Genomic DNA, 22,822 nt, shown 5'->3' on the forward strand with positions numbered 1-22,822 from the left:
AACACTGGTTACTGAACACTATTCCATACAGAATCGGTAGCCCACGCCAAACACCGTTTCCACATAACGCGGGTTAGCCGGGTCTGGTTCGATTTTGGTGCGCAGGTTGCGGATGTGGACGTTGATGGTTTTTTCTGCGCTTTCCAGGGCGATGCCTTGTAGTTGTTCCAATAATTCCAGCCGCGAGAAGGCGCGGCCAGGGGAGGCCATGAACATCGCCAACAGGTCAAATTCCGACGGCGTGAGTTGGGCTTCTTTCCCGGCGACAGTGACACGACGGCCGTTTCGATCCAACACCACATCCGCGACGCGCAGCACTTCGGCCGGCGTGTCGCTGTGTCCCGCGCGCCGCAGCACGGCCCGCACACGGGCCACCAATTCGCGCATCCCAAACGGCTTGGTGACGTAATCGTCGGCCCCCAGTTCCAGCCCCAGCACCTTGTCTGTCTCCTCCAACTTGGCCGTCAGCAAAATGATGGGCGCGTCTGCCTCCTGGCGGAAGGTGCGCATGAAGGTATACCCATCCATCTCCGGCATCATGATGTCTAGCAGGCTGTCGGAAAAATATCTTCTGAAGGCCCGATGATAGACAAATAACGATTTCAAAGCATCAAGACAAGCAGTTTGCAACTCATATTGGCCTCATTACCATGAATTTTGCACGGTTTTACAGCCCGTTTTCGGGCATCAGGCAGGGGGCAATAACGCCCCCATCAACCAACCTGCAAGGTATGCAATCGTTTCAAGTTGTAAGCCAGACAAACCAATGTCCATTCGCCACCGGCAGCAACCAGGCCTCGCAGAGAAAACTGACGGAAACCCAAGGTTTCCTTGATGATACCGATAACCGGTTCAACCGTCGATTTGCGCAAACGGTAGGTGGCTTTGCCGAGGGTGGTCTGCAGTTTGTAAGCCATTTGCTCTTTGACGGAAGCATCATTGGGTGGCGGGTTGGGATTGTCCAGGAAAAGGCACGCCAACCCTGATGGTGTGGGCTGCGACCGGTGGCGATGTAGGGGTCAATGCCGCGCGCTTCCAAGCTGGCGATGTTGTTTTCGCTGAAATAGCCGGTGTCCAAATTGACCTTTTTCGGCTGACCCACGACTGGTGGTACGGTGTCGAGAGTTGGCAGGGCGGCCTGTTTATCGTTGGTATGGTCACACAACCAATTGCCCACTACCAGACGACTGTCATGGTCAACCACTACCTGGACGTTATAATGTTGGTCAAAGCCGCTGTTGGTGGCGTTTTTCATGATGCGCGATTCGGGGTCGGTGAAGTTGTACTGGTCTTTATCTCTGGGTCCTGGAGTGGGTGGCTGCGGTGGTTTGCCCGGCGGCTTTTTCCCTGTGGGTCGGTCTTTTCGGCCCGGGCTTGCATCTTGGCCTCGTATTCGGCTTGCTCGGCTTCATACCGGGCCTGGGCGCGTTCCTCCAGCACCTTCTTGGCTTCGGCCAGCCGCGCCAATTGCTGCTGGCGTCGGGCAATCTCATCGGGAATGTTCATCTCTTCGGGCAGTTGTCCTCCATCGGCAACTTCAGCCAAAGTGAACAACTCCTCGACTTCGGCTTGCAGATAGGCTTCGATAGCCAACAGCCGCTGGTAACTGACCGCTTTGCTCTTGGACGCATCGGCATGGATTTTGCTGCCATCCAGACTGACGTTACCCAATTGCAAATAGCCCATCGCCTGGGCAATCAACAGTATCTGGACAAACAACTCTTTCAGTTCAGCCAGAAATTGTTGGCGGAAAGCCGCAATCGTGTCATGGTCGGGGTGCATGTCACCGGTAATGAAACGAAAGGGAATCACCTCATGGGTGGCGCGTTCAATCTTGCGCGAACTGAATACGCCGCTGGCATAGCTGTAGAACAGCAATCCCAACATCACTTCCGGGGCGTATGGTGGCGCACCCTGCTCACTATACTTTCTATACATGATCCCCAAATCAAGTTGGGCGACGACAGCGACAATGAAGCGAGCCAAATGGTCGGGTGGCAGGACATCGCGCAAGGTGATTTGCAGGTCCAGGGTCTTTTCGTAATCAGCAGTTCTGAATTTTCTTGCCATACCCAAAGTTTACACCGAAATCATTTTTGTTCGGAGAAACGTATCTTCTCCGACAAGCTGCTAGCAAAATGATGTCTGGCTTTTCCTGGCGAGCGGTGAAGAGGGCGACACGGCCGTTTTCGGCCGTCACCACCCGGTAGCCTTGCTCGGTCAGATATTCGCGCAGCAGCGTGCGCACGTTGGCTTTGTCGTCTACTACCATGATTGTTTGCATAACGCCTTCATTATACCTGAGCAATGGTTAAGATTTTATTTAGACCAGATTTATAGTTGATTTACGATTGGTCCTGAGCTTGCCGATGGGTTGATGATTGACAGGGGCGAATCTGTCGCGCAGCGACATTGACAATTGACGATTGACCATTGACAATTGACCATCATTTCTTGGAGGCAACCATGACGTTTAACTTTGACACCGAAATTGACCGCAGCGGGACCGACAGCGTGAAATGGGGCTATGTGTTTAGAGACGGCCGTTTTACTGCCAGCGACCAAAGCCACGCCAAACACGGCGCGCAGCGGCTGCTGCCGATGTGGGTGGCCGACATGGATTTTAGCGCGCCGCCGGCGGTCATCGCGGCGCTGCAAGCGCGAGCGGCGCATGGCGTTTTTGGCTATACAGTGCCCGGCGACAGCTATTATGAGGCCGTAATTGAGTGGATGGCGCAGCGTTACGGCCGTCCCGTGCAGCGCGACTGGTTTGTGCTGACGCCCGGTGTGGTGACGGCGCTCAACTTGTTGGTAAGCACCTTTGTGCAGCCCGGCGAGAAGGTATTGGTGCAGCGACCGGTGTACTACCCGTTTTTTAGCGCCATCACCAACCACGGCGCCGAGATTGTGTCTAATTCGTTGGTGCTAGAGAACGGCCGTTACCACATAGACTTCGACGATTTAGCCGCCAAAGCCGCCGACCCGGCCGTCAAAATGGCAATTCTGTGCAGCCCGCACAACCCCGTAGGCCGCGTCTGGACGCAGGAAGAACTGACCCGCTTCGGCGACATCTGCCTGGCAAACGACGTCCTGGTGGTCTCCGACGAAATCCACTGCGACCTCATCCACCCCGGCTCCACCTTCACCTCCTTCGCCGCCATCAGCGAAGAGTTCAACCAGAAAAGCATCATCTGCACCGCGCCCAGCAAAACCTTCAACCTGGCCGGCCTCAAAACATCCAACATCCTCATCCCCGACAAGGCCATGCGTCTGGCTTTCCACAAAACCCTGGACCACAACGGGCTGATGGGCGGCAGCGTCTTCGGCCTGACGGCCACCGAAGCGGCTTACCGACATGGCACAGCCTGGCTGGAAGAGGCATTGGTCTACATCCACGACAATTACCGCTTCATGGCCGACTACATCGCCCAACATCTGCCCCAACTGCACGTCATTGAGCCACAGGGCACGTATCTGGCCTGGGTGGATTTCCGCGCCCTGGGCCTAGACCCGGCCCGCCGCAAACAACTGCTCATGGACGAAGCGCGGGTTTTTCTGGATGACGGGGAAATGTTCGGGCCAGAGGGCGGCGGTTTTGAACGTTTCAACCTGGCCTGCCCCCGTTCCATTTTGGTCGAGGCGCTGGAGAGGATTCATACGGCCGTATCCCGCCTGCCATAATTTTGTGTGCGGCAATTCCAATTTTGCTAGGGGCGGGACGGCGTGGACAGGCAGCAGCCGCAGCGGACGGCATTTTCCCGCGCCGTCTCGCCCACTGTCGTCTGAACCGGGCGAGACAGGCGGCAGCAGAGATGTTGGAGAATGGCCGCGACGTTGGCCCGCCTGTCTCGCCGCTACGAGCAAGTTCACAATTGGCATTGCTGCTTCGTGCCAACGTACCCGCTATAATTGGGGCAAAACATTCCTTCAACGGGCAGGTATGTTCTCAGGTGGGGGAATGCACCGCCGGGCATAAGATGCTGTCGGCGACTGGACAGGCAGTTGCTATCAAATGATAGTGGCTGCAAACAAAAGAGGTGGGTCATCATGAGTTACAAATATGAGTTTACCCGGTTACTGGTCTCTAACTTCAAAGCGTGTTTCCTGTTTTATCGAGATGTATTGGGTTGGCAAGTTGGGTTTGGAACAGAAAATGACACCTATGCCGATTTTATTTTAGGCACAGTTAACATATCTCTGTTCGACAAACATGAGATGAGCGAAGTAACAGGCACAACCAATCTACCCGCTCAGACGAATGCCCAAGACAAGGTCTGTCTGGTATTTGCTGTTGAGGATGTTGATGCAACTTGTGAGCAGTTAAAAGCATCAGGCGTTCAATTGAGTACCGAACCGACCGATCGTCCTGATTGGGGCATCCGCACGGCCCACTTCCGCGACCCTGATGGCAATTTGATTGAAATCAATCAATCGCTTCACACCCCCTAACTGTTAACTGCGGCTGAAGCGCAAAACACGGCTCACAGTTCACGGCTCACGGCCAACGCCACCGCCGCCACCAGCGACAACGCCTGGCCTTCCCGCCACGCCTGGGCAAATGCGGCCTCCCCCAACAAAGCCCGCGCATGGCCGATTTTGGCTTCCGCTTCGGCCTGGTAGCTGGCCGCCGGATTGATGCCCAACTCCTGCCGCAGCCGCTCGCTGGCGGCAAACAGCCGCGCCGCCCCGGCCGCGTCACCCAAATACATGCGCGCCATGCCGATGGCCCCCAGCGAGATCGCCAATTCTGGACGGTCGCCCAACTGTTGGCGCAGTTGGATGCTCTCCCGAAAATAACCCAGCGCAACGTCCGGGTTGCCCCGCTCCACGTTCACTTCCCCCAGGCCATGCAGCGTGTAGCTGAGTGAACTCAGGTTGTTGCTCTGGCGGCACAACTGCGTGCCTTCCAGATACAAGCGCTCCGCTCCGGCCAGGTCGCCCAGGCGGCGCAGCACAATCGCCAGATTATTCAACGTGGATACAACCGGGCGCGTCTCGCCGGACTGCCGTTGAATCGCCAGCGTTTGCTCTAACAGCTCGCGGGCACGGCCGTAATCCCCCTGCGTGCCCGCCAAAATCGCCAGGTTCTCCAACGAGCGGCACAACCCCGGTTGGTCGCCCACCCGTTCCTGAACCACCAACGCCTGCTCATGGCAGGTCTGCGCCAGGGAAATGTCGCCCTGCACTCTAGCAAATTTACCCATGCGGTTCAAGATCAGGGCGTGCAGTTCATTCTGTTCCTGGCTCAAGGCCAGCGCTGTTTCCAACCAATGCCGCGCCTGGTGCAAATGGCCGCGAACATACCAAAATTGCTGCAAATTCTCAACCAGTTCCAGGACAGCGCGGACCTGGGCGGGCGCCTGGGTGCGCCCGGCCAGCGCCACCACCCAGGCCAGGGCGGCGCGCAAGTTGTGGTGTTCTTGTTCCAACAGCGCCAGCCACAAAACCTGGTCTGCGCTGGCGACCAGATGGGGCTGCGCGGCCGCGGCCAGTGCGGCGTAGTAATCGGCGTGGGCTTGCTGCACGGCCGTTAACAATCCCCGCGCCTGCAGCTGCTCCTGCGCATATTCACGCAAGGTTTCCAGCATAGCAAAACGGGGTTCCCCCGCCGCGCCTGGTGTATAGGTGAGCAGGCTTTTGGCGGCCAGGGTTTGCAAGACGGCCGTTAACCGGGCTTCGTCCGCCGCCTGAGCCAGACCCAACGCGGCCATGACGGCGCGCGCGGCCGTCGCATCGGCCCCGCCCACAAAAACCCCCATCACCTCAAACAACGCCCGCTCATCGGCCGCCAACAGGTCATAGCTCCAGGCAATGGCGCCGCTGAGCGACTGCTGGCGCGGCGTCAGGTCGCGTGGGCCGCCGGTAAGGGCTGCCAGGCGTGTGCGCAACTGGGCAAACACCTGCGCCGGCGTCAGCCACTTCACCTGGGCAGCGGCCATCTCAATTGCCAGCGGCAGGCCATCCAGCCAGGCGCAGATGCGGGCCACATCGGCCACGTTATCGGCCGTCAGGCGAAAATCGGGCCGCGCCGCCCGCGCCCGCTCCTGAAACAGGCGTACAGATGGGTAACGGGAAAGATAGGACACGGCCGTATTGGTCGGCAGGCGGTTCACGTCTGGCAGCGAGAGGGGCGGCACGGGGAATTCATGCTCGCCGTACACATGCAGCACCTCCCGGCTGGTTACCAGCGCCTTCACGCCGGGGGCGGCCGCTAACAAGTCGGTGATGACGGCGGCCGCGCCTACTACTTGCTCGAAGTTATCCAGAACTAGCAGCAGGCGACACGGCCGTAAATACGCCTTCAGCGCCTGCTGCAGCGGCGCCAATCCATCCCCGGCGCGCAGAGGTTCGGCTACGCCCAACGCCTCGGCGATGGCCGCGACCACCAGGTCGGGGTCGGTGATGGGGGCCAGGGGCACAAAAAAAGCGCCTTGCGGGAAAACGGCTGCGGCCGCCAACTGCTGCCCGGTGGCCGCCAACTGCCCAGCGGCGGCCAGACTGAGGCGAGTCTTGCCTGTGCCCGGCGGCCCGGTGAGGGTGAGCAAGCGTACCCCCGGTTCCTGGAGCAGTTCACATACGGCCGTCACCTCTGGCTTCCGACCGACAAAACTGGTGAGGGGAGTGGGCAAGTTGCCGGCGGCCGGTTCTGGCGCGGCCGACGTCATGCCGACCGGCGGCGAATAGGCGTCTGGCGGCGGCGGCGTCTGGCTGATCCCGCGCGCAAACAAGACAAAATTCTCGCGCTCGTCGGCAGCCAGACCCAACGCTTCGGCCAACAAACCGGCTAACTGGGGTGACGGCCGTAAATCACCCGCTTCCAGACGACGCACAGCGCTGACCGAACAATGCACCTGCCGCGCCAACGCCTCGCGGCTCAGATCAAACGCTTTGCGGCGGCGCTTCAACCAGTTAGGAAAAGGCTCAGGCGTGGACATAGCCCCGGATTATAACAGCAGCCCCGGCAAAGTGTGTCAGAAATGGTGACACTTTCTGACACTGACTGGCGGCGGCGGCGGCTTTACACTGGTATGAGTTGGTTTGTTGATTAGCAAACTAACAAACCCATCAAACCAACAAATTCGTTCGCAAAACAGGAGTGAAAAATGAAAAAACTATCTTTCTTGTTACTGTTTGTCTTACTATTGGCAGCGTGTGGCGGCGGATCGGCGGCCACTATCAACGATATTGCCATTTACCCAGACGCCGCAGCCCTGGAGCCGGGGGTAGACCCGGTGGCCGATACCCTGGTGAACAACATGGTGCAAGACGCCCAGGTCCGCAGCAGCGCCGGTGTGGGCGGTCAGATCGAGCAAAAGGCATATCGCCTGCCGGCGGGAACCACCTGGCAGCAGGTCGAGAGCTTCTACAACGATAAACTGGGCAGCGACGATTGGAAAAGCGGACTGGGTGGCATTGCCGGTAACATTGCTGGGGATGTGATGAGTTCGGTCAACCAGAGCAACGACCTTTTCCAGACCGGCATCTGGTCTAAAGGCAAACAAACCCTCACCCTCATTCGTGTGGCCGATTCAAGCGCCGGTGATGATGCCTTCTTTCTCATCATGTCCCTGGCGACCAATTAGCTACAAAAGATTGGTCCAATCTTGGAGATTGGACCAATCTGCCAATTCAAGGAGCTGCTATGATGCGTGATTTTGCCCAACCAGTCTGGCGCGTGTGGTTGAAGTGGGGCGGGGGAACGGCCGTTCTCCTGCTGGCCACGTTGTTTGTTTTTGCCCAGCGGCCGGTACACGCCGCCAACCTCACCGTCAACACCCTCACCGACAAACCCATCAACGACCCCACCATAGACGACGGCCTCTGCTCCCTGCGCGAAGCCGTCGAAGCCGCCAACAACAACGCCCCGGTCAGTACCAATGATTGTCCGGCCGGCAGCGGCGCCGACACCATCACCTTCAGCGTCTCCGGCAGCATCCAATTCGTCGAGACCATGTACATCAACCCGACATCACCATCAGCGGTCCCATCATTTTAGATGGCAACCAGGCCAGCAACTTTTTCACCGTTTCCAGCAGCGGTAAACTAAGCCTGCTCAACATGACCCTGCAAAACGGCAAGAGCGGCTTTGGCGGGGCCATTCAGGGTAATGGCGATGGCAAAATCAACGCCGTCGGCGTTTCTTTCATCGGCAACGAATCCACTTTCAGCGGCGGGGCCATCAACACCAACGCTGCCCTCAACTTGTTGGGCTGCAATTTCTCCGGCAACAAAGCCGGTGAGAATGGCGGGGCCATCCGCTTCAACGGCGGAGCCAGCGAAGCGCTCAACATTGCTGGCAGCAACTTCGCCGGCAACATCGCCGAGGAAAAAGGCGGAGCCATCGCCCTCATTACCACGTCACCCATGTCCATCAGCGACGCCATCTTTTCCGGCAACATTGCCACCGGGTCACAAAGCGACCACGGCGGTGGGGCCATCTACATAGACAACAGCTACGAAGACAACGCCATCAGCATTGTCCGCAGCGCCTTCAACGGCAACCTGACGCCCGGCGGTTCTGGTGGGGCGATGCAGGTGGCCGGCGATATCCCCGTGACGGTCATGAACTCGTCATTTAACGCCAACATCTCTGGCGGCAGCGCCAGCGGGCGCGGCGGCGGCGTCTATGTGCGCGGCGGCAATCTGAATCTGGTCAAAACCGCCTTCAACGCCAACGTCGCCTCCCCAAAATTCGACAATACTGCCGGGCAGGGGGGCGCGGTGTATAACCTGGGCGGCACGGTGCGGGCAGCCAACAGCTCCTTTTTCCTGAATGTGGCCGGGTTGGGCCAGGGTGGGGCGCTGTACAACAACGACGACACGGCCGACGCCATCATCGAACTGCGCAACGTGACCATTTCCGGCAACCGGGCCAACAGCGGCGGTGCGATGTTGAACTTCAACGCCGAAAACCAGCGCATCAACCGCATCGCCTTGTGGAACACCATCATCGAAGAGGGCAGCACCGGCAGCGGTGGAACCTGCGCCGCCGACGCGCCGCAAGACAACGGCAGCAATCTGCAATACCCGGGCACAGCCTGCGGCGCGGCCGTCGCCAGCGCCGACCCACTGCTGGAAGCGCCCTTTTTTAACGGCGGGGCGATTGCCTCGCTGCTGACGCAGGCGTTGGGCGCGGGCAGCCCGGCGCGAGACGCGGGCAGCAACACGGTTTGCGCTGCCGCGCCGGTGGACAACGAAGACCAGCGCGGCGACCCGCGCCCCAAGGGGGCAGCTTGCGACATCGGCGCGTTTGAGGCGGAACCGGCCGTCGCCGGCTACGGCTCGACGCCGGTGCAGCCGGGACCCATCGTCATTGGCAATACCAGCGTGGGTGTGCCGATCACCAACACGTTTGCCATTTTTGAAACGGGCAACACCACCCTGACGGTGAGCAACCCGACCCTCGGCGGGGCGAATCCGGCGGAGTTTGCCGTGCTGACGCCGTTCCCGCTGAACATCCCCAACGGCAGCCGGACGGTGGTGTTGCAGTGCAACGGCACGGCCGTTAACAACCACAGCGCCACCCTTACGCTGAGTACCAACGACCCAAACCTGCCGACTGTCAGCTATACCTTGCTGTGCAATGTGCAGGCCGCGCCCGTGCCCGGCTTTGGCTCTATGCCGGCCGCGCCCGGCCCGTTGGATTTTGGCGCGGTGGAAGTGGGGCAGTCCAGCGTGCTGGACCTGACCTTCATGGAAACAGGCAACGCCACCCTTGTGATGGGACCGATTGACATTGCCGGCCCCAACTTTACCGAATTCACCTTTAACGCCTTCGACACGACCATCAACGATGGCGAGCCGCCGGTGGTGCTGCCGATCACCTGCACGCCGCAAGATGTAGGGCTGCGCACGGCCGTTATCACCCTGCAAACCAACGACCCGACGCGCCCCAGCGTGACATACAACCTGGTGTGCGAAGGCGCGCCGCCGCCATCGCCCCATCTTTATCCGCCGGGCATCAGCTACATCAACGGGCAAAACGGCCTCAACAACATGGATGGCATGTACGATGTGGTGGTCAGTCCAGACGGCCGTCATGTCTACGCCACCGCTTACAACTCCGACCGTATCATCCTCTTCAGCCGCAACCCGTCCAATGGCGAACTGACGCAGGTTGCTGCCTTCGGCCACGTGAATCTGGACCAACCACGCGGCATCGCCATCAGCCCAGACGGCCAACGAGTGTACGTGGCCGGCGGCGTTTCCGACAATTTCCTGGTCTACAGCCGGAACAACAGCTCTGGCATGTTGGCTCTGGAAGACGTATGGACTTTGGGCGCTTTTCTGCCCGGTCTGGATGGGCCGGAGGGGATTGCTGTCAGTCCCGACGGCCGTCACATCTACGTCGCCGCCAACAATGGTGATTCGGTGGTCATCTTCTACCGCGACAGCGATGGCTTTGTGGGCTACGAAGACACCGTGACCGATGGGACCAACCTGGATGGTGCGCGGCGGTTGGCTGTTAGCCCAGATGGGGCCAATGTGTACATCGCCAGTTTTACCGCGGCGGGCAACGGCCGTATCGCCACCTATCAACGCAACGCGCAAAATGGGACGCTTACTTTCCAACAACTGCGGTTTGAGGGGCAGCTTGTAAACTGCAACCCCCTCTGCCTGTTTATTGATGGGTTGGATGGAGCCTTCGATGTGCTGGTCAGCCCAGATGGACGACACGTTTACACCGCCAGCCTGAACGACAACGCCGTCGCCCGCTTTGTCCGCGGCAGCAACGGCACGCTGACCTGGGGCGGGCGGCTGAAGGATGGCAGCGGCGGCATAGACAGCCTGGCCGGTGCGCGTGGTCTGGAAATCAGCCCCGATGGATTGTCTATTTACGTCGCCGCTTACACCGACAAGGCGCTAACCGTGCTGGACCGCAATCCTAACAATGGGGCCATCTCGCTGCGCCAGGCCATCTTCCGCAATGCGGTTACAGGGCTTCCAGCGCTCAACGGCGCGTACAGCGTGGCCGTCAGCCCGGATGGGTCCAGCGTCTACACGGCGGCTTACCTGGATGACGCTGTGGTGCTGCTGCAAACGGCCAATCCCATCGCCACCCTCACCAGTTTACAGCCGGCCTCGGCGCAGGTGGGCGCGCCGGCCCTGACGCTGGTGATTGAGGGCGAAGGCTTTGTGCCCGGCTCCATCGCCCGCGTGAATGGCGCCGACCGGCCGACGACATTTGTCACTAGCAGCCGCATCGAAGCCAGCCTGCCCGCTTCAGATATGGCCGCGCCGGGCACATTGAGCATCTCGGTGTTTAACCCCACGCCAGGCGGCGGCGTGTCGAACAACAGTTTGCCATTTGTGGTACGGCCGTTAAACCAAAACCCCACGCCGTCCATCAGCTACCTCAGCCCGCAAGGGGAGGCGGCCGGCGGCCCGGCCTTCAGCCTGGCGCTGATTGGCTCGAATTTTGTCTCTGGGGCGGTGGTACAGTGGAATGGGGCCAACCGGCCAACCACCTTTATCAGCGCCAACGAGGTACGGGCGGAGATTGGCGCGGGCGATTTGCTGTTGCCGGGAACGGCCGTTATCGCCGTCATCAATCCAGGGCCGGGTGGGGGTACGTCTAATCTGGTCTCGTTCACCGTGGCCGCGCCGGGGCAAAATCCTGCGCCCACGTTGACCGGGCTGACGCCAACGGCCGTGCCGGCTCGGGGCGCAACCAGCCAACCGCTGCTGGTAACACTGCATGGCGCGAATTTTGTCCAGGGAGCGCAAGCGCATTGGCAGGGCAGCAGCCGCCCCACCACCTTCATCAGCAGCACAGAACTGCAGATGACGCTGACCGCCTATGATGTCGCTTTCCCAGGGTTTGGGACGATTGCGGTGGTGAATCCGGCTCCCGGCGGCGGTGAATCCAATGCGCTGACGCTTACTTTGGTCGCCTACCAGGTATATTTGCCAATGACGCAGCGATAAGCCAGGCCAGGCACGCCGCGCGCAGTCGCCGATGAAAGTGTAAAAAACCACAAAAGTGTCAGAAGCTTTTGTGGTTTTTTGCATCGGCCACTTAATCGGCGATGAGGATAATAACGGTATCGTCGGGGCGGGTTTGCACGGTGAGGGTGCGCAACGGCCGTTCCGCCGGTCCCTGCTCCAATTCCCCGGCCGCGCCAAAGTGGCTGCCGTGGCAAGGGCATTGGAACCCGGAAACGGCCGTGATCTTTTGCTGCACCAGGCAGCCCAAATGGGGACACACCGCGTCCAACGCCGTCAGATAACCGGCGTCATTGCGCAGCCAGGCGCGCGCCGCCGCCACGTAAGTGGTGGAGCCGGGGGGGAAATCGGCCAATTTGCCAGCCTCTACCAGCAGGGAGGGCGTATTGGGCAGCCCCTCCGCGTCCAGAAAACGCCCTATCTGGTAAAGCGACACCCCCAGCGCGGCCATCCAGCCACCGTGGGTCAACAAGGCCAAAAAACGGCGGCGGGATAAGTTAGAAACCTGTGTTGCTTCGTTCATAGGCCACAGAACTATCAATCACCAATCGCCAATCGCTCATACGCATGGCATTCGTGGCAGTAATGGCTTTCCTGCTGGTCGGGCTGCTGCTGGCAGCCGCTGCCCAAGACTAGAGGCACTTCGTAAAGACGGCCGTCTACTTTGCCCGTCTCCACCAACCGCTCACCGTCCCATTGAATCCAGCCAAAAGTCTCGCCGCGCGTTGTGGCGATGACAGTGTCGCCGACGGCCACACTGTAGTTGGGGTTGAGATTGGCCGAAAGGATGGCCGGGTGGCGCGGGTCGCTGATGGTTGTCAGCAGGGGCATCTCGGTCAGCGTGCCGTGACAGGTCTGGCACTGCACATATTGAATCTCGGCCTGGCTGGAATGAATGTCGCCATCACCCATCACCTCGCCGTTGGTGTGGCAGTCTACACAGTCCAACACCCATTCACACAGCGTAAACTGGGCGATAGGCTGATAATATTCCAATTCCCGCTGCTCTTGGGCCGTTAAGCTGTGCGGCCCAGGCAAATCATCCCGCTGCAGAAAGGCCATCTGGCGCAGCGAATAGTTGCCGCGATTGTGGCAGTGGTTGCATTGGTAGTAAGGGATGGCGGTGGTCAGTTGGTGCGCGGCGGCATGCCCCGGCTCGTCTCTGGGGATGGTCGGGTCGCTGCCGCGATAGAGGCCATCGTTTTCGTAGATGACGTGGCAGGCGGCACAGCCGGTGGCGCGGAAAAAGTAAGGCTGGGCCAGGGGCACGGCCGTTACGTGGCAAAGCTGGCAATCCTGGGCAAAGGTGTGGATGGCGTCCGGCGCGTCTGGGCCAGGATTAAACGGCGTCAGCGCCGCGACGCCGGTCGCTGTCGTGATCCAGTCGTCTTGCACGGCGACGATGCCGTAACGGGCCACAGGGTCGGGCTGCCCGCCAAAGGCGTAATTGACCTGGGCGATAGCGCCGGCGTAGGTGGTCATGACGGTAGTCATGACGCGGTGGATGTGATCACGGCCGTCGGCCGCCGCCCCACTATGACAGGTAGAGCCGCCGCACGATTCGGCGACAACGGCTAAATCGCTGGGATTCCCGGTCGCGCCGCGCATCGTCGCGTGGGCCAAGTCGGCGTCTACTGCCAGCCCATCGCCGCCGTGGCAAAGCACGCAGCCAAACGCCTCTTGCGGGTGGCTGGGGCTGATTTCTTCGATGCCCTGGTGGCAGGTGAGGCACAATTCTGGCCGGCCGGTGAGGGTGGGCGTGAGGCTGATGATTGCCGGTTGGCGCGACTGGCGCGCAACAGCAGCGACAGTGAGTAAGAAGAGAAGCAGGCCGAGTACGGCCGTTACTTTCTGATAACGGTTCATCGCCACCACTCCCACAGCGTCAGCGACACAAGGGCGCTGAACAAAAACAATACCACCACCTGCGCCCACCGCCCTTCCCGGTTAAACCAGACGCCCACACCCGTCTGGGTACGATCCAGCGTCCAGGGCAGCAGCGCCAACAGCGCCAACAGCGCCAACGGGATCACAATCCCGGCCAGCAGCGGCGGCAGGTGGCGCAGCAGGGCTTGAATCCATACTAAAAACCAGGGGGTGATGATGATGGGGGTAACGGCCGTAACCAGAATATTCACCCCATCCACTGCCGGAGCCAACGGCGCATCCAGCCACAAAGCCAACCCCATGAGCAGGCACAACAGAGCCAACACGGCCACCCCTGCCCGCTGCCGCCATTCGCGCCACATGAGGCGAACGTCCGGCGGCTGAGCCGCGGCGGCCGATTGCCTGGTTGCCCAGCCGCCATTGCGGCGCGCGCGAAAGACGTGCCAGCCAAGCAGAAACAGAACCGGGAGACTGAGGCCGAGGGTATGCCAGGTGTGAAACCGCACCAGGGTGGCGTCGGCAATATCTGGACCGCCGACCAATAAACCATAGAACCAGCCGCCCAGCAGCGGCGTCTGGCGGATGGTGTTGGCGGCCACTGTCAATGCGCCGACGGTGTCTACATCCCAACGCAGCACATAGCCGGAAAAGCTGAGGAGCAGACTGAGCAGCAGCGCCGCCAGCCCTAACAGCCAGTTCAAACGGCGCGGCGGCTTGTAGCCACCGGTCAGGACGACGCGCAGCAGATGCAGCGCGCCACTAAGCAGCAGCAAAACGGCCGTCCAGTAATGCAGGTTGCGCAGCAGCCAGCCATAAGGCAGGATAAAGGTGATGGCGCGGATGGATTCGCTGGCGGCGGCGGCTGTGGGCGTGTACGCGGCCGTCAACGGGATGCCGGTGACGATAAGGAGCAAGTACAACAGCAGAGAGATGCCCCCCAGCCCCAACGTGGCGCTAAAGCGAGTTTCGCGGGCAGGCAGAGTTGGGGGATGCAGGCGGGCAATAAAACTGGGGCGGTTCATCCCCGCGTTAATCCGCTCAGGTCGGCTATGCGCTGCAAGCGATTGAGCATATCGGCCCGTTCCAGGCTGATGATGGCGAAGGTGTCGGCCAACTTTTGCAGCCATCGGCTGATTTTGGCCTGCGTCGCTTCGTTTAGAACGTGTGTGTCGCGGTCGGCGGCGGCTAATTCGGCCGCATCCAGACCATGTTTTTCGGCTAACCGCTCAATCTGCGCCTGACGAACGGCCGTGTCGGGCGGCGCTGTAAAAAATTGACCGGCGACAAACATGGCCGGGGCCACGCCATCCACCTCAATCCGCGCCCGCGCATATTGGAAGCCGGCGTGGCAGGTGGAAAATTGGGGCAGTTTTTCGTGTTGATGCGCCAATTTTCGCCAGGATTCGATGCACGCCTGTTGGCCGGATTCTGTGTTAAGGATGAGGTTGCAGAAAGCGCAGGAGTGGCTAATGGTGGTGATGGGCACACCTTCGGTATCAGTGATGATCGCGCCTACGTCTACCGCTTCAGCGCTGACATCCTGGATGGCCTGGAAGCAGTGGACGGGTAATATGTCTCTGGATAATTGGGGGGCGTTGTGGTCTGGCGCGGGCGCGCCGGAGAGCAGCGCTTCCACTTCTGGCCGGGGGAAGCGCCACTGTTGACCAACTTTGACGCCCTGGAGACGGCCGTCTTTCAACATGCGGTAGATTGTGGTGCGGTCTACCTGGAGATGTTCCTGTACTTGTTTGGCGGTTAGTAGTTCTTCCATCGGAAAGATTATAGAGAAAAGGTTGGCGACCAACAAAGCCAAACCTGACCAACAGCAAATTAATCGGCGGCGGCTGGTTGTAACGATTGGCGCGGTTGACGGCCGTCGGCCTCGGCCGGCGCCACCACCACCACCGTTTCATCAAATACAGGAAAGTAGTGGGCGACCAGCGAGTATACCAGAACAGCGCTGGCGGCTACGCCGACCAAAATTGCTACCTCCATCCAATGGGGCTTATAAATGCCCCCGTCCAGCGGCCGGATGGCAAACCAGGAGGCATTAAACCGGTTCAACGTGACCCCGGCCAACACCAACAGCGCCCCGGTTAACGCGCCCACCCGACTATTGCGGACCTTTTCAAAGGAAAGCAGGATGATGGGCAGCACCACGCCCACAAACAACTCCGTCAAAAACAACACGGTATACACACCACTGGTCAACATAAGATGCAGCTCGTCGGTGATCAGCAGTTCGCCCAATTTCAACACCAGGTAAATACCCAACACCCAGGGGATGAACCAGGCCAATTCGGCGATGATATGTTTTGGCAGGGTTCGTTTGAACACCCAATAGCTCACGATGGCCCCACTGATGACCATAGCCAGACCGGCCGCCAGTGAAGAGATCAGGAAAAAGACCGGCAAAAACAGCGAATACCACAAGGGATGCAGCCGCGAAGACATGACGATAAACAACGTGCCCAACGACGATTGATGCAAAGTAGACAGCGTGACGCCGGCAATCACCAGGGGCATGGTCCATTTTTCGATGAACGGCAGGAGGCCGCTGAAGCGAGATTCTTGCAGGAAGACCGGACTCAATTCGTAGATTAAAATGGTGGAGTAGAGGGCGATGCACCAGCTGACCTCAAACAGCGCCGAGTTGATGTTGGGGAAAATCAGGAAGTGGTAAAAGCGGTCCCAACGCCCTAAATCCATAAACAAGATGACCAGCACCGAGGAATAGCCGATCAGCCCGGCCAACACGGTGGGGCGCACGGCCGCGTGCAGGCCATGCAGATGAAAAACGTACACCAGCGCCGCCAGGGTAAACGCGCCGCCAGAAAAAGCGACGGTGGATAGATCGAAGCTGATCCAGATGCCCCAGGGAAAGGCTTTGCTAAGATTGGTCGTTTCGCCCAGCCCGGCGTACAAACGGTATGCGCCGACCGACAGCCCGGCGGCGGCAATGACCGCCAAAATGTAATAACCGACCGACAAAGATTTGATCTCGTCTATGACCTTTTTGATGAACATGATTATGCCTCTGTGGTCTCGTCTGGGGTGGGGGCAACGGCCGTTTCTCCCTCTCCCTCTGCGCCAGCCACCAATGGGCCGGCATGGTGGCGCTTAATTGTCAGGTAAATGCCGCTCAGACCAATGGCGACACTGCCAGCGACGGCCGGCGTGCCATGCGTCACCAACCGGTTAGAATAGGCTGGCGATATAGAGCCGCCCGTCGGAAAGCCCATCTCCTCAAAAGGAACCGGCGAGACGTAAAAGGTAGACGTACCGCCGTTTTCCGTTTCGCCATAAACATGGTCTACGTATTTATCCGGGTTCAGATCAATCCGTTGATGGGCCTGGGCCAGCATACTGCTCTTTTCGCCAAACATGATGGCGTCGGTGGGGCAGGTCGCGGCGCAGGCCGGTTCGGCTTCACCTTCGCCCAAACGCGCCACGCACATATCACACTTGACAATCAGCGGCAGCTGCGCCTCCCATTCAAAGTTGGGCACTTCAAAAGGACAGGCATACATGCAGTAGCGGCAGCCAATGCAGCGGTCAATGTCGTAAGTGACAATGCCGTTGGCGTCCCGTTGCAGCGCGCCCACCGTGCAGGCGGATACGCACGACGGATCGTCGCAGTGCATACAATGGTAGGGAGCCGAATAACGAGACAGATTGGGAAACTGCCCGGTGACACCCGTTTCTTTGATCCAAATGCGGGAGATGGTATTAGGCACTTCGTTTTCGACGCTGCACGCTACCAGGCAGGCGCGGCAGTCAATACAGCGCGAGGCGTCAATGAGAAAGCCAAATTCTTTTTCGCTGGTTATTTTTTCTGACATAGCTAGTAATTCCTCGGGGCGGGGCGTCTTGCCCGCTGCCACTGCGAGCGAGACGCTCACGCTCCGGTTTTTAGACGGCCGTTACCCGCACAAACGTCTGCGTCAACGCCTGCCCACCGCTCACCGGGTCGGTAAACGTCACATGCAGCGCCGAAGAACTGGCCCCCACGCCAAATGCTGTCGTCAATCCCTGAGACAGCTTGCCAAAGCCCGGGCCCATATACACACAATCCGGCCGAATGGCTTGCGTCACTTGCAGCTCAATATGGACCTCGCCCACATCGCTGATCACCTTCACCAGGTCAAGATCGGCCAGCCCCAGCGCTTTGGCCGCCTCTGGATTCATCCACAGGCGCGGCTCGTCTTCATATTTATGCAGCAGTTGGTTGTTTTGCGTGGCAAACTGCGTGTGCCGCCCCACCTTGCCGGTGAGCAGATAAAACTTACCTGTCGGCGGCCGTGGCGGCTCTTCCCAGGTAGGCACGGCGGCAAAGCCAGCCCGGTTCAACGTCTCCGAGAACAATTCCACCTTGCCCGATGGCGTATTCCAGGCGTATTCGATCTCGCCGCCTTCCGCGTGCGGCAAATTGACATAACCCGTCTCGCGTACCTCTTGCAGCGTCACGCCCAGAGGCGCAAGCTGCTGGCGCAAGAAATCCTCTTCATCTTCATATTGGAAGAAATCGCCCAGGCCCAGCCGCTGCCCCAACTGCTTATAAATCCACAGCGCCGATTTGGCCTCGCCCTGCGGTTGAATGACCGGCTGACGCAGAAAAGCGCGGTCGCCCACAATGTTCAGCGGGTCGTAACGCTCCAGGTAAGAGGCTTCCGGCAGCACCACGTCGGCAAACCAGGCAGTGTCGTTCAGGGAAATGTCTACGACGACGATAAAATCCATCTTGCTCATGGCTTCCAGGGTGCGAGCGCGGTCAGGAATGGACTGCACCGGGTTTTGCCGCGAGATGAACCAGCCGTGCGCTTTGTAGGGCGTTTCGGTCAGAATGGCGTCGCGCAGTTCCTGGAAAACGCCCAGTTTAAAAGGCACGAGCGGGTATTTCCAGGGCACGCCGTCCAGGCGCATGGCGCTGGCGCGGGGGTAAGGCGGCTGCGGCGGCGCGCCCAATGGCCCGCCCCCTTCGCCGGCCGACGGCTTCAGGTGGATGCCCCAATTGCCGACCAGGGCATTGAGGCAGGAAATGGCGCGTTGGGTCTGGAAGGAGTTAACAAAGTTGGAGGTGCGCCAACCGTTGTGGGCCATAGCGTGGGGCGCGGCGTCGCTAAATTCGCGGGCAATGCGGCGCATGACATCGGCCTGGATGTCGGTGATCGGCGCGGCCCATTCGGGGGTAAACGGCCGTATCTCCTCCGCCAATTGTGCAAAGCCCACCGTATAATTCGCCACAAACGCATGGTCATACCGGTCTTCGCTGATGATCACGTTGAGCAAAGCCAGGTGGAAAGCCAGGTCTGTACCCGGACGGATGGCGCACCACTCGGTTGATTTAGCGGCCGTTTTGGTGAAGCGCGGGTCCACAGACACCACCTTCAACCCCCGGTCAATCGCGTGGCTAAGAATGCTCGTCTCCGACGTAGAAATGGCTTCCATCAGGTTACGGCCGGTTAAAATCAGATATTCCAGGTCGCCATAGCTGCGGTCTGGCTCTTCCATGCCATAGGTCATCTGGTTGGCGACAATCATGGCGTTAAAACAGAGGCTGCGCTGCGTGCCATAATTCGGCGAACCAAAGACATTCAACAAATTCTCAAACTGCACCTGGGAAAGATTATGCGTAGACGAGAAAATCATCGCTTCCGGGCCATACTTTTCTTTAATCTCCAGCATATTTTGGGCCACCAGGTCCAGCGCCGTTTCCCAGGAGACCTCGCGGAATTTGCCCTCGCCGCGCTGTCCCACTCGCACCAGCGGCTTCAACACCCGGTCTGGATCATACGTATTCATCAGGCCGGCCTGGCCGCGGGCGCACAAAAAACCAAGCGAATGCGGATGAACCGGATTGCCTTCCAGCTTCACCACCCGCCCCTCTTTCACTTTGGCGCGCACGCCACAGCGCCAGACGCACATTTCGCACATGGTCGGGATGAAGCCATTGCCTTCAATATCCAGGAAACCGGCCGCTTTGGCCGCCTCGGCCACTTCAATGGGCAGAAGCTGCCCAATCGCCAGCGCCCCCACCGACGCACCAAAGACTTTCAGGAAATCCCGGCGGGAAAGAGTTGTTGTTGTCATAATAAATCCCTGATAATGATGAGCTGCTAACAGTTAACCGTTAACTGTTAACCGTTCATTGTTAATTGCTAGTTTGTCTTGCCGCTGCATCTGGTTGCGGTCAATCAGGTAGAACAGCAAGAGGCTAAACAAGGTGAAGAAGGCAATAACCAGGGCCGCGCTCACGTTCCAGAGTTCGGGCATGATGGCCGAACCAAAATTAGCAATAGCCGAAATCTTGGGGAAAACCTGCGGGTAGATCAGGCCATAAATAGCTGCGCCGGTGGTAAAACCCAATAGGCCAGGAACCAGATAATCCAACTTACCTTCACCGGCGCCAGCGACACACGTGCCCGGACAGTAGCCACTAAACGCCATGCCCACGCCAAAAATCAGCCCACCGATGACGTTCCCGGCAATATACGTAGCCGGGACGCCAGGAAAAGTGATGACGCCCATCCATTTGAGGATGTACAGCCCGGTCATGGAGACGATGAGGGCGGTCATCATAAACTTGAGGACAGCCATATCGGTGAAGCGAAACACGTTGACGATTTTGTGGTATTTGGTCAGCCCTGCTTTTTGCAGCGACAGGCCAAAAAAGAGGCCTAAAATAAGAGCCAGAATGTAGTTGGTCATGTTTAGAATCTCCTGCCATAAACGAGCCAGGCGGTGGCAATGCCGGAGGCAAACATCGCGCCAATGAAAATGAAAGCGGCCGGCGCGAGTAACATCCCCCCAGAGATGGCTAACCCGCTGGTGCAGCCGCCGGCAATGCCCGCGCCTATCTCCAATACAATTGCGCCCAGGAAGGCGAACAACCATCGTTTCGGCCAACTGGGGCCAAAGACCTGTTTCCACTGTTCGTCCGAATTCAGGCGCAGCTTCCAGGTGCGGCTGGACAATGCGCCAACCATGCCGCCAAAGAAGATGCCAATGAGCAAAACGCCAGACCAGGTGATTTCCGGGCGCATGACGTAGTTAAAATATAAATTGTCGAACAACTGTGGGGCGACAGTCTGCCCAATGGCCCCGGCCAGGTTTTCAAACGCGCCGGATGCGCCCAACAAACTGTCGCTGAGCCAGACAGCCAGGATGCCGACGATGCCCAATAAAACGCCGGCCGCATAAGGCGACCATTCTTCTTTTTGAAACTGTTCCTTTAACCTATCCATGGTTTGTCTCCAGTTGATAGTTTGTGTTTGTTTCTAAGGTGGTCAGATTGGTTCAATCATGTAGGTTGAACCAATCCTGGTTATTAGTTATTGGCCAGGGCCAGAAGGAGGGCCTGCGATTCGCGGTCAAGCTCGCGGATTTGTTGGATGAGGTCGGGTTGCAGCCGGGTCAGGTCGCGCAGCAGAAGCTGCGCCCTGGTGGGGTCTTCGAGGAATTGGTAGAGGTTTTGCAGGGCGTCGGGCGGCAGAGCAGCCAGGCGGGGCAGCAGGGCAACAACCTGTGGTGGATAGTCGGGGTAATGGCTGTTTTGTTGGGTGAGAACTTCCGCCGACAGGGGGATGTGGTTTTTCTGGCGCAGCCGTTGTTCGTTCCAGACCACGAAACCGCCGCCGCCAACCAGGGTGATGGCGATGAGGCCCATGAGAATGCGGTTGCCCCAGTTAACTTGTTTAATACCCAGGACGGTCTCGTTGTAGCGGGCGACGTAGTCTATGACGTTGGGATCGTTGATGACCAGGCCGACCGGGACGGGGGAGCGAGCGCTAGAGCTAGAGGGAGAGGAGGGGGGGACAACGGCCGTTACCTCTCCCCCAGTCCCATTATCGCTCGCCGGAGGTTCTGAACCGGAACTGCCGCCGCTGCTGCCGCTGCCGGCGCCAACTGTCACGCCCAAAGCAACGGCGTACACATCGGCGCGTTCAGCCAGATCGGCGGCGTGGCAGTTGCCACAACTGACCTGAATGTTATCCAGTGGCGCTTCCATGCCGACGTGGGCGGCGTCCATGTCGGTGGCCTGCACGTTACCGGCGTGGCAAAATTCACAAAAATCGCCAAAGGCATGGGCCTCATGCCAATTCGTGCCGTCGTTGTTCACTGGCGCCTGCGCCTGAATCTCGTGGCAATTTCTGCACGACGACGCGGATGAGCCACACTGCGCCTGGGCTGGTTTGGGCAGGGTCAGAACGATAAACAGCGCCAGGCTGCCCAAAAACAGAAGCCATACAGTTGCGTGGGTTTTGTTTTCTATCATGATGAATATCCTGTTTGTCGTAACTACTTACCACGGAGACACGGGGGCACAGAGATTAAACCTGTAAACCCTCCGTGTTCTCCGCACCTCCGTGGTGAAATCCCAGAGAGGCTTAGTCGCTACTGTTTGTCACGCTGGGACACGGCCGTTCAGCACGGCCGTTTTCCTCTCCAACGACTCATATACCAGCAGCCGCAAGGTATCCAGCACCTCAATAATGCGCGCATCCATGAGTTGGTAAGTTACACTGACGCCATCACGCTCCGAATAAACAAGAGACTGTTGGCTGAGAATACTCAGGTGGCGCGAGACTGTGGATTGGGACAGGTTTAAATCCTGGGCCAATGCGCCAACATGGCGCGGCTGCTGCGCCAACGCATACAAAATCTGAATCCGTTTGGGATCGGCCAACGCCTGACAACAACTGGCGTGTAACTGCGTTAACTGCGTATCTGAAGAAATCATCATGACACCATTTTGCCTACGGCCGTTCCACTCAATGAATCATTGTTAATGCTTGCATTATCTTGCTATAGTTTGCAATAGTATTTTATTGCACAATCACCACATAGTGACATTCGTCACCTGGATAGGTGACATAGTTCATCTCATTCAATCGCTCCTGTTGTCCACCGCCACTAAACAGCAATTAACGATTAACAATTGACAATTGGCTATTGACAATTGACAATTGGTGCTTGAACTGAAACCTTT

The 22,822-nt window shown here is 58.8% G+C and carries 19 protein-coding genes and 1 pseudogene; 5 read left to right on the top strand and 15 right to left on the bottom strand.

Annotated features, from left to right (window positions below):
• Positions 1-18: 18 nt before the first annotated feature.
• The 3 genes and pseudogenes from IPM39_16280 to IPM39_16290 all read right to left on the bottom strand — a co-directional run bounded on the left by IPM39_16280 (position 19) and on the right by IPM39_16290 (position 2,284).
• Positions 19-540 carry a response regulator transcription factor gene (locus IPM39_16280; GenBank protein ID MBK8987609.1) on the bottom strand — a complete coding sequence of 174 codons (522 nt, stop codon included), beginning with the start codon at positions 538-540 and terminating at the stop codon, positions 19-21.
• Positions 541-713: 173 nt separating this feature from the next.
• A pseudogene (locus IPM39_16285) lies at positions 714-2,070 on the bottom strand (transposase).
• On the bottom strand, positions 2,045-2,284 hold the full coding sequence (locus tag IPM39_16290; GenBank protein MBK8987610.1) for a response regulator: 240 nt from the start codon (positions 2,282-2,284) through the stop codon (positions 2,045-2,047). Before IPM39_16290 ends, IPM39_16285 begins: the two are co-directional and overlap by 26 nt.
• Positions 2,285-2,466: 182 nt before the next feature.
• On the opposite strand from IPM39_16290, the gene IPM39_16295 reads away from it, so the two are divergent.
• Complete coding sequence (locus tag IPM39_16295; GenBank protein ID MBK8987611.1) at positions 2,467-3,681, top strand: pyridoxal phosphate-dependent aminotransferase; 1,215 nt, start codon at positions 2,467-2,469, stop codon at positions 3,679-3,681.
• Positions 3,682-4,047: 366 nt separating this feature from the next.
• Complete coding sequence (locus IPM39_16300) at positions 4,048-4,449, top strand: VOC family protein (protein MBK8987612.1); 402 nt, start codon at positions 4,048-4,050, stop codon at positions 4,447-4,449.
• A 32-nt stretch (positions 4,450-4,481) separates the two neighbouring features.
• Here the strand turns inward: IPM39_16300 and IPM39_16305 are convergent, their stop codons facing one another.
• Positions 4,482-6,935 (bottom strand): tetratricopeptide repeat protein, encoded by a 2,454-nt coding sequence (locus IPM39_16305; GenBank protein MBK8987613.1) that lies wholly within the window; start codon positions 6,933-6,935, stop codon positions 4,482-4,484.
• 168 nt (positions 6,936-7,103) lie between these two features.
• On the opposite strand from IPM39_16305, the gene IPM39_16310 reads away from it, so the two are divergent.
• From IPM39_16310 to IPM39_16320, 3 genes are all read left to right on the top strand, one after another.
• Positions 7,104-7,583 (top strand): hypothetical protein, encoded by a 480-nt coding sequence (locus IPM39_16310; GenBank protein MBK8987614.1) that lies wholly within the window; start codon positions 7,104-7,106, stop codon positions 7,581-7,583.
• 59 nt (positions 7,584-7,642) lie between these two features.
• Positions 7,643-7,996, top strand: coding sequence for a CSLREA domain-containing protein (locus IPM39_16315; protein MBK8987615.1), 354 nt, complete (start codon positions 7,643-7,645; stop codon positions 7,994-7,996).
• Between the two features lie 62 nt (positions 7,997-8,058).
• A complete protein-coding gene (locus IPM39_16320; protein ID MBK8987616.1) occupies positions 8,059-11,928 on the top strand; it encodes a beta-propeller fold lactonase family protein in 3,870 nt (1,289 codons plus the stop codon).
• A 91-nt stretch (positions 11,929-12,019) separates the two neighbouring features.
• On the opposite strand, the gene IPM39_16325 is transcribed toward IPM39_16320, so the two are convergent.
• From IPM39_16325 to IPM39_16375, 11 genes are all read right to left on the bottom strand, one after another.
• Positions 12,020-12,469 (bottom strand): Rieske (2Fe-2S) protein, encoded by a 450-nt coding sequence (locus IPM39_16325; protein MBK8987617.1) that lies wholly within the window; start codon positions 12,467-12,469, stop codon positions 12,020-12,022.
• A gap of 14 nt (positions 12,470-12,483) precedes the next feature.
• On the bottom strand, positions 12,484-13,812 hold the full coding sequence (locus tag IPM39_16330) for a hypothetical protein (GenBank protein MBK8987618.1): 1,329 nt from the start codon (positions 13,810-13,812) through the stop codon (positions 12,484-12,486).
• Positions 13,809-14,855: a cytochrome b N-terminal domain-containing protein gene (locus tag IPM39_16335; GenBank protein ID MBK8987619.1), complete on the bottom strand. Its 1,047-nt coding sequence runs from the start codon at positions 14,853-14,855 to the stop codon at positions 13,809-13,811. The genes IPM39_16330 and IPM39_16335 overlap by 4 nt, the downstream gene beginning before the upstream one ends.
• Complete coding sequence (locus IPM39_16340) at positions 14,852-15,604, bottom strand: PocR ligand-binding domain-containing protein (GenBank protein ID MBK8987620.1); 753 nt, start codon at positions 15,602-15,604, stop codon at positions 14,852-14,854. Before IPM39_16340 ends, IPM39_16335 begins: the two co-directional genes overlap by 4 nt.
• A 59-nt stretch (positions 15,605-15,663) precedes the next feature.
• Entirely contained in the window at positions 15,664-16,860 is a 1,197-nt protein-coding gene (nrfD, locus tag IPM39_16345; GenBank protein MBK8987621.1) for a polysulfide reductase NrfD, read from the bottom strand.
• Between the two features lie 2 nt (positions 16,861-16,862).
• A complete protein-coding gene (locus IPM39_16350; GenBank protein MBK8987622.1) occupies positions 16,863-17,675 on the bottom strand; it encodes a 4Fe-4S dicluster domain-containing protein in 813 nt (270 codons plus the stop codon).
• Between the two features lie 70 nt (positions 17,676-17,745).
• Positions 17,746-19,923, bottom strand: a complete 2,178-nt coding sequence (locus tag IPM39_16355) for a molybdopterin-dependent oxidoreductase (protein ID MBK8987623.1) — start codon at positions 19,921-19,923, stop codon at positions 17,746-17,748.
• Positions 19,924-19,956: 33 nt separating this feature from the next.
• Positions 19,957-20,541, bottom strand: coding sequence for a YeeE/YedE family protein (locus IPM39_16360; protein ID MBK8987624.1), 585 nt, complete (start codon positions 20,539-20,541; stop codon positions 19,957-19,959).
• Positions 20,542-20,543: 2 nt separating this feature from the next.
• Positions 20,544-21,077 (bottom strand): YeeE/YedE family protein, encoded by a 534-nt coding sequence (locus IPM39_16365; GenBank protein ID MBK8987625.1) that lies wholly within the window; start codon positions 21,075-21,077, stop codon positions 20,544-20,546.
• Between the two features lie 83 nt (positions 21,078-21,160).
• On the bottom strand, positions 21,161-22,108 hold the full coding sequence (locus IPM39_16370) for a hypothetical protein (GenBank protein MBK8987626.1): 948 nt from the start codon (positions 22,106-22,108) through the stop codon (positions 21,161-21,163).
• A gap of 129 nt (positions 22,109-22,237) precedes the next feature.
• On the bottom strand, positions 22,238-22,576 hold the full coding sequence (locus IPM39_16375; GenBank protein MBK8987627.1) for a winged helix-turn-helix transcriptional regulator: 339 nt from the start codon (positions 22,574-22,576) through the stop codon (positions 22,238-22,240).
• Positions 22,577-22,822: the final 246 nt, after the last annotated feature.

The organism is Candidatus Leptovillus gracilis, from assembly GCA_016716065.1.
GTDB lineage: Bacteria > Chloroflexota > Anaerolineae > Promineifilales > Promineifilaceae > Leptovillus > Leptovillus gracilis.

What these genes read in the sequence shown, in the direction of transcription:
- IPM39_16330 (MBK8987618.1), bottom strand. Translation starts at nt 13,812, where the DNA reads ATGAACCGTTATCAGAAAGTAACGGCCGTACTCGGCCTGCTTCTCTTC.
- IPM39_16375 (MBK8987627.1), bottom strand. Translation starts at nt 22,576, where the DNA reads ATGATGATTTCTTCAGATACGCAGTTAACGCAGTTACACGCCAGTTGT.
- IPM39_16365 (MBK8987625.1), bottom strand. Translation starts at nt 21,077, where the DNA reads ATGGATAGGTTAAAGGAACAGTTTCAAAAAGAAGAATGGTCGCCTTAT.
- IPM39_16315 (MBK8987615.1), top strand. Translation starts at nt 7,643, where the DNA reads ATGATGCGTGATTTTGCCCAACCAGTCTGGCGCGTGTGGTTGAAGTGG.
- IPM39_16280 (MBK8987609.1), bottom strand. Translation starts at nt 540, where the DNA reads ATGATGCCGGAGATGGATGGGTATACCTTCATGCGCACCTTCCGCCAG.
- IPM39_16320 (MBK8987616.1), top strand. Translation starts at nt 8,059, where the DNA reads ATGACCCTGCAAAACGGCAAGAGCGGCTTTGGCGGGGCCATTCAGGGT.
- nrfD (MBK8987621.1), bottom strand. Translation starts at nt 16,860, where the DNA reads ATGTTCATCAAAAAGGTCATAGACGAGATCAAATCTTTGTCGGTCGGT.
- IPM39_16335 (MBK8987619.1), bottom strand. Translation starts at nt 14,855, where the DNA reads ATGAACCGCCCCAGTTTTATTGCCCGCCTGCATCCCCCAACTCTGCCT.
- IPM39_16290 (MBK8987610.1), bottom strand. Translation starts at nt 2,284, where the DNA reads ATGCAAACAATCATGGTAGTAGACGACAAAGCCAACGTGCGCACGCTG.
- IPM39_16310 (MBK8987614.1), top strand. Translation starts at nt 7,104, where the DNA reads ATGAAAAAACTATCTTTCTTGTTACTGTTTGTCTTACTATTGGCAGCG.
- IPM39_16370 (MBK8987626.1), bottom strand. Translation starts at nt 22,108, where the DNA reads ATGATAGAAAACAAAACCCACGCAACTGTATGGCTTCTGTTTTTGGGC.
- IPM39_16295 (MBK8987611.1), top strand. Translation starts at nt 2,467, where the DNA reads ATGACGTTTAACTTTGACACCGAAATTGACCGCAGCGGGACCGACAGC.
- IPM39_16350 (MBK8987622.1), bottom strand. Translation starts at nt 17,675, where the DNA reads ATGTCAGAAAAAATAACCAGCGAAAAAGAATTTGGCTTTCTCATTGAC.
- IPM39_16325 (MBK8987617.1), bottom strand. Translation starts at nt 12,469, where the DNA reads ATGAACGAAGCAACACAGGTTTCTAACTTATCCCGCCGCCGTTTTTTG.
- IPM39_16305 (MBK8987613.1), bottom strand. Translation starts at nt 6,935, where the DNA reads ATGTCCACGCCTGAGCCTTTTCCTAACTGGTTGAAGCGCCGCCGCAAA.
- IPM39_16300 (MBK8987612.1), top strand. Translation starts at nt 4,048, where the DNA reads ATGAGTTACAAATATGAGTTTACCCGGTTACTGGTCTCTAACTTCAAA.
- IPM39_16355 (MBK8987623.1), bottom strand. Translation starts at nt 19,923, where the DNA reads ATGACAACAACAACTCTTTCCCGCCGGGATTTCCTGAAAGTCTTTGGT.
- IPM39_16360 (MBK8987624.1), bottom strand. Translation starts at nt 20,541, where the DNA reads ATGACCAACTACATTCTGGCTCTTATTTTAGGCCTCTTTTTTGGCCTG.
- IPM39_16340 (MBK8987620.1), bottom strand. Translation starts at nt 15,604, where the DNA reads ATGGAAGAACTACTAACCGCCAAACAAGTACAGGAACATCTCCAGGTA.